We start from the raw sequence: 6,218 nt of genomic DNA on the forward strand, positions 1-6,218 counted from the left end.
TCGATCTGCGGTGTGTCGAAGCTGACGGTTTGACCCACTACGGGGTTGCCTAATAGAAATGCAATGGTTTTGACTCCAGTTGCGCCTGTGGGTGTGTAAATTGCCGACACCAAAAACCAACCATCAATGTTAGGTGTCACTGTATAATTCGTAAACTCTGGTGCCCCACCACTCGCCACCCACTGGTTTGTTGAAAGATTAAAGCCTCTTGAGTATTTTCCGTCTATAAGGTCAGCAAATTGAAAAGATGCCACGGTTCCAGCCTTCACTCGCACCGATATCGCATATGCCACGCTAGTCGTTAGTGTCGCGCCCCTAGAAATATAAGTGTTTACAGGCTCAGATATTGTAAGGGTAGTTGCTTGATTAGTTAGACCAATGCCCGTTATTGGCGTTTTGGTGCAGCGAGCGGCTGCCCAATCATTCAAATTAGTAGAGCTAAACAAATTCGTCCGCCCCTCCTCGATCAGCAAGCCACGGCACGCGAATGGAGATGTGGGATTGTGGTCGAAGCGGGGTTCGTTGTTCGCTGCCTTTACAATGCCGAAGGTGCTGCTGGTTGTTACTGTGAACCCTTGACTACTCCAGTCGGCTTGGTCTGGTCGCCACTCACTACCGGGCGCAGCTAGGTATTCATCTTCGATCCCATCGTATGCATCAATAACGCGCCATCTAGTCCCGTCGTAAGATATTGTTATATTATTTGTCCCATCTGATATGAACCACGAAGCCCGCCCATTAGTGATCCCTGTTGTTGAGAATTCGGTGTAATCACCTAAATCTACTAGCGGCCCGAAATATGTTGTCCCGCCATTATCTCCGCTCGACCGTATAAAGGTCGGTGTCGGACCACGCCGCGCTGTCAGAGTCTTGTCAGCCGCGAACTGGAGGTCGAGGGATAGACCGTCAGAGCTTGGCGCCCCCACTCCCATGTACCCACCGCCAACGCGGCCCACGCCGGCGAACTCCACGCCTTTGATGTCGTCGGATTTCGTGAGATGAGCCATCGAGGATTAGCGGCGTTGGATGGAGAGGAACACGTTAGGAGTGGTGGCAACTCCAGCCGTGGTGTTGGTGGAGGTGGTCACGGCAGTGATGCCTGGGCTTGGCGTGCCGTTGGCAATCGCCACGTTCAGCGTGGCGTCGTTGGCGAGGAAGGGCGCACGCTTGGTCAGGGTGATCGTGGCACCAGTGCCGCCAACCGTGAACTGCGGCGCAAGGCGGTGAGAGTTGGTGAGCACGGTGCGGATCTTGTCAGCCCACACGTCCAGAGTTTCGCCAGCGAAAACCGGAACGGCTAGCGTGAAGGGCGAGGATGGGATGATAGCCGAGGTGACGGTCACGTTGATCGTGCCAGAGGCGGCGATCGTGCCAGCGGCAACGCCGCCAGAGAGCACCGCGATCCGCTGAGCGTATGCACCAACCGTCTCGACCGCCCAGCCATTACCAGCCGTGCCAGCCGTGGAGGCAGTGATCGTGACCACTGGGCCGGAGGCCGTCTCAGTGATGCCAGCCACGGTGACTGCCGCGATGGCCGATGCCACCAGCGTGGGAGTGGTGAGCGTGGCGAGCGAAATCTGATTTGCTCCAGCCACACCAGCCACAAACGTGAAGGTGCTGCGAACGCCGGCAGGCGAGGTGAAAAAGATGGTGTCACCAGCGACCGGAAGACCGAACACGGTGAGCGTAGCAGTGGCGGCGATAGCTGCGGGGCCAGAGCACGTGAGCGTCTCCACCTGCGCAGCGCCAGCGGCGACCGTGGCGCCAGCTGTGTTGGCGCGCAGCTTGCACGAGCCAATCGAAAAGCTGAACGCACCGTCGGCGGTGAGCGTGAGGACATTGTTGTCTCCGTCTCTCGCGTCGAAGAAGGTCGTGCCTCCGTCAACTGATGCCTGGAGTTTGATGGTTCCGCTGCTGAACGTGCCAGTCGCTGCGACGGTGCCGTCGCCGCCGTGCCAGTCGATCACGGTGCTGTTGGCGTTGGATGAGATGGTCTCGGTGAGGTTCACGTTGGGGACTGTATGGTTTTGGGTGTTGGCTGGCAAGCAGAAATTTTTGCAGGGGAAAGTTTTGAAAATGGAGAAAATTAGTAGAGGGGGGCAGTAATGGAACGCGCACGCGCGCGCGGGGGCGGTGCCGGGGGGTCGGTGCCGGTGGTCTGGCTGGTGGTCGATGGCGGCCATCGAGCGCCGCGGCTGGCTCTGATGCGCTGGGCTCCGGCTGGGCAGGCTGGGCAGGCCAGCAAGGAAGGCGCCGCGGGCGGCTCGTTTGCCCGCAATCGGGGCCAATAGCATCCCCAATGCTACCACCTGCACGCGCTCGCCCTTTATTTACTGGGCTTCCATCGCCTCCGCCTCGATCGTCGGAGCGTTAACGGCGCGCATGCGGTCCAAACTCTCCGCCGCGCGCTTGGTCATTTCCTCCAGATCGGCCAAGCTGAACTCGGAAAGCGGCTTGTCGGCGCCATCCATGCCGAGGCGGGCGGCCAATGCCGCGGCTGGCAACCCATGCCCTGCGGCCTCCAGGACCCAGCGAGAAGCCTGGACACGCGCCGCGGCTGGCGCGGTCTCGTCGCGCATGATGTTGCCGAGCGTTCCAAGCGCTACATTGCTTAGCTCCCCGCTAATGTATCGCGCTTGTTGCAACTTAATTGCATCAAGAATTTTCGGCTTCTGGCAAAGCTCCCAAGCAGTATTTCGCGCGCGGTCTTTTTTGTATCCGGCGACGATTGCCGCCGCGGATCCGTTGCCACCGTTGCGGACATACTCACGCACAAAAGCGGCCTGTTGCTCATTGATTGCCGGGTGATCCTGCGAGCGCTTGCCGGGTCCGGTTTTTAGCCCGAGCCCCAGCGTCTCCGTCAAATCCATGTCTTCCATCGCCCAACCCTACCCACCCATCACCTGCAAAAACAAGCCAAAACCAACACGACAAAAAAACACGAAAAAGAATATAGACAAGGCGGTTATTGTCTGCCATCTTCTGCGCGTCGGCCAACACTACCCGACGCCAAACAGAACGAAAACCACTTAAAACAAACAACATTATGCAACTCCGCCCGCATCCACTCCGCCCCGTTTCCAACATCCTGCACCGCCTCGCGATGCACCTGCCGCTTCGATTTGCTCGCCCCGTGGCGAAGCTGTCGGCGCGCCTTTACTACACCGACAAACCGGAGCGCCCCGCCCTCACCCTCGCCGCCCAAGTCGCCGCCTGCGGCCTCCTCGGTCTCGCCTTCGTGGCCGCCGCGGTCCTACTCCGCGAGCTCACCCGCTAACCTCTCCCCCAACAACCACCAACCACCAAAAAAAATGACAATCGACACACCGGAAAAAATCGAAGCCTACCGCCTCTTGACGCTCAAGGCCATGTTAAAACTCGAACTCGCAGGAATGACCAAGCGCGGCCCGTCCGCCTGCTCAATCATCAAAAAAGAGTTTGGCTTCAAAGGCACCAAACAGGCCGTGTTCGCCCAATACATCGCGCACCTCCAATCCATCGGCATCATTGCCTAACCAATCCCGCCGAGGTCCAACCCCTCGGCAATCACACAACAACAACAACAGAAAGCAACAATATGAAAAAGACAATGACAACCTACGACATCGCCCACGAACTGATCGACGACGAAAACGCGAACTGGTCCCGCGCGGGAGCGTTCGCGCTGGCCGAGTATCTCGAAGAGCTCGAAGACGGAACCGGAGAAGAGATGGAATTCGACCACGTAGCAATCCGGTGCGACTTCAGCGAATACGCCAGCCTTCAAGAATGGGCAGAAGACTATTACGGCACCGGAAGCAAAGACGGCTGGCGCTGGGTCCTCGACATTACCGAAGACATGGACGACGACGAGATCGACGACTTAATCCGCGCCCACATTCAAAACGACGGCCAGCTCATCGAGTTTGACGGCGGCATTATCGTTTCCAGCTTCTAACCCAACCCCAACCCCAACAAATACAACATGCAAAACGATACCATCACACTGCCCCACGGCTACACCGCCGAGATTGCCTTTGACGAATACCCCGAGAATCCCTTTACCTCGTGGGACTGCCAACCGCCGATTGCCGTGCTCAACTGGGAGCGCTACCGCGCGCGCCTTGAGAACTACGACGGGCACGCGCTCGACCTCGAAACCCTGCTTGACCTCATCCCCGCCGAGAAATGGCAAAGCAGGGAAGGCAAGCGCGAGATCCGCGACGCGCTCCCGTTCGAGCTGGCGGACCTTTGGGCCGAAATGATCGAAACGCGGAGCTTCCGCGGTGCCATTGAAAACCTAGTCTCCGACCTCTCGCCCTCCGGCTGGGGCGAGTGGGTGGAATACTTCGACGCCATGCAAAACCTCGCCGCGGTTGCTGGCATCCCCTGCCACCTCATGCAATCCAACGGCCACAGCCAAGACGAAAGCGCGCTTGTGTTCGTTGCCGCCCTGCCTGCATGGGTGGCGGAGACTGGCACCGAGCCCGAGCATCAAAACGCCGCTTGCGATTCCGCCGCGGGGCTCTGGGGTGCTTGGGCATGGGGCGATGTTTACGGCGTTGCTCGGATCCTCTCCCCCGATGGGGAGGAAGTGGAGGGCGGCGATTGTTGGGGCTTCTACGGCTTCAACCATGAAGCAAGCGGCTTGCTCGATCATTGCCGCGACGTGGTGAGGTGCCACCGCCGCGAGATGGCCAAAGAGCGCGCCGAGGCTCACGCCGCCGCATGCCGCGACATCTTCACTCTACCCGCCTTCGCATAACCCCCCAACCGCCCCAACCATGACAAACGAAACCAAAAAAATGATGTTCACCCACTACGCGCGCGAGAATTTTCCCGTGCTCGTGGCTCATTCCTACGGCTGGGACATCTACGCCAAGGCCGAGATGAACGAGGACGGCGAGTTTTATTGCGCCGCAATACCAAGCGACACAACATCAGGCCGCATGGCTCATTCATTCGGCACCACAAGTTATGTGGCGCGCATGATCCGCGAAGGCTACCTTCGCCCCGTGCTTGGAAACCTCCACCTCGCCACTACCCCATGAACCACCAAACCGAAACCGCCCGCCGTCTCGCCCTCGGGCTCGCCCCTCGCCCGCATCACCGGAACCGGAGGCGCCGCCATTGGGCGCGATGGATTGCCCTTGGCGCGCTTGCCGTCGGCCTTGCGATGATCGCCGCGAAGGTGCCGAAGCTCTGAACCTCCCCCCACCGCCTCCCCCCCACCACCAAGCCCGCCCCCTCTCCGGAGGGAGCGGGCTTTTTCGTGCCCCCGTCAATCGCGCGAGGATCGACGAGAACGCGCCGCCCTCCCTCTCCGGCACCATGTCCCACCCGCGGCGCTATCGCCCCGCCAGCGCGCCCCTACGCGCACCACCCGCCCGCGGATCCTCGCCCGCTCGCCCGCCGCCCGCGATCGCCCGCCATCACGCGCCGCGGAAATCCGCCCCTGCCGAGCCCTCGCCGACCGCTCCGGCCAACCAAGCCGGAGCCTCCCCCGAACCCTCCCCCCAGCTCTCAGGGCTATTTTCTGGGCCGCTCCGGCTCTCAGGGCTATCTGGCAAGCTCTCAGGGCTATCTGGTAACCTTCCCATGATCCTCCCAATCACCGCCCTGATGACGTCCCCTCGCACCTGATGGGCACCGATGCGCAGCACCGTGTATCCGTGAAGCCATGCGGTGGCGTATTTGTCGAGGTCCTCGACGAACCCCCTGCCGCGGGTGTGCCTGCCGCCATAGGCGCCGCCCTCGATCTCGATGAGCAGCTTGCTTTCGATGTGAGCGAAGTCTGCCCTCCACCGCCTGGTCGGGTGGAACATGAACTCCTCCACGAGCTCCGGACCGCCCTGCCTTTCCCATTCCCGTATCCACCGCACCTCCAGGTGGCTTCGCTTGGCTGGCGCCTTCGCTTTCTTCGTTGCTGCCTTCTTCGCCCCCCCCTTCGGTGCCTTCGCTGCTCTCAGGGCTATTTTCTTTGGTGACCGTTTGGGTGTTGTCTTGGTGGGCATGGATCGGACTTTGGCCAACACGTCATCATCCGTCAACATGATCCGGTGTGCGGGTGGGTGGTGGTGTGGTGTGCGCTGCCCTCGGCTCTTCATCCTCCTAGGAGAGGGAGGGTAGATGCCCCCGAAGGGGGTAGTGTCTGCCCGATCTCTCGACGTAGGAGAGAAGAGGTAAGAGAGTGGAGAGAGAAGAGTTTCACTCAATCTCTCCTCAGAGAGAGATACCAT

Annotated in this window: 9 protein-coding genes; 5 read left to right on the plus strand and 4 right to left on the minus strand. The window is 60.1% G+C overall.

Annotated elements, in window-relative coordinates:
* From ACIQ2X_RS17135 to ACIQ2X_RS17145, 3 genes are all read right to left on the minus strand, one after another.
* A partial coding sequence (locus tag ACIQ2X_RS17135; RefSeq protein ID WP_396180247.1) for a hypothetical protein occupies nucleotides 1–293 on the minus strand: 293 nt, incomplete at its 3' end.
* Between the two features lie 720 nt (nucleotides 294–1,013).
* Complete coding sequence (locus ACIQ2X_RS17140; protein WP_396180248.1) at nucleotides 1,014–2,045, minus strand: hypothetical protein; 1,032 nt, start codon at nucleotides 2,043–2,045, stop codon at nucleotides 1,014–1,016.
* 285 nt (nucleotides 2,046–2,330) lie between these two features.
* Nucleotides 2,331–2,879, minus strand: coding sequence for a terminase small subunit (locus ACIQ2X_RS17145; RefSeq protein WP_396180249.1), 549 nt, complete (start codon nucleotides 2,877–2,879; stop codon nucleotides 2,331–2,333).
* A 167-nt stretch (nucleotides 2,880–3,046) separates the two neighbouring features.
* Here ACIQ2X_RS17145 and ACIQ2X_RS17150 point away from each other — a divergent pair, with 167 nt between their 5' ends.
* From ACIQ2X_RS17150 to ACIQ2X_RS17170, 5 genes are all read left to right on the plus strand, one after another.
* Nucleotides 3,047–3,277 (plus strand): hypothetical protein, encoded by a 231-nt coding sequence (locus ACIQ2X_RS17150; protein WP_396180250.1) that lies wholly within the window; start codon nucleotides 3,047–3,049, stop codon nucleotides 3,275–3,277.
* A 34-nt stretch (nucleotides 3,278–3,311) separates the two neighbouring features.
* Nucleotides 3,312–3,515, plus strand: a complete 204-nt coding sequence (locus tag ACIQ2X_RS17155) for a hypothetical protein (protein WP_396180251.1) — start codon at nucleotides 3,312–3,314, stop codon at nucleotides 3,513–3,515.
* A gap of 62 nt (nucleotides 3,516–3,577) precedes the next feature.
* A complete protein-coding gene (locus ACIQ2X_RS17160) occupies nucleotides 3,578–3,937 on the plus strand; it encodes a hypothetical protein (protein WP_396180252.1) in 360 nt (119 codons plus the stop codon).
* Nucleotides 3,938–3,964: 27 nt separating this feature from the next.
* A complete protein-coding gene (locus ACIQ2X_RS17165; protein WP_396180253.1) occupies nucleotides 3,965–4,744 on the plus strand; it encodes a hypothetical protein in 780 nt (259 codons plus the stop codon).
* 19 nt (nucleotides 4,745–4,763) lie between these two features.
* Nucleotides 4,764–5,030 (plus strand): hypothetical protein, encoded by a 267-nt coding sequence (locus ACIQ2X_RS17170; protein WP_396180254.1) that lies wholly within the window; start codon nucleotides 4,764–4,766, stop codon nucleotides 5,028–5,030.
* A gap of 381 nt (nucleotides 5,031–5,411) precedes the next feature.
* Here ACIQ2X_RS17170 and ACIQ2X_RS17175 read toward each other — a convergent pair.
* Nucleotides 5,412–6,218 (minus strand): hypothetical protein (locus tag ACIQ2X_RS17175; protein ID WP_396180255.1); only part of this gene is annotated, 807 nt, incomplete at its 5' end.

The organism is Flavobacterium sp. (assembly GCF_044368625.1).
Taxonomy (GTDB): Bacteria; Bacteroidota; Bacteroidia; order Flavobacteriales; family Flavobacteriaceae; genus Flavobacterium.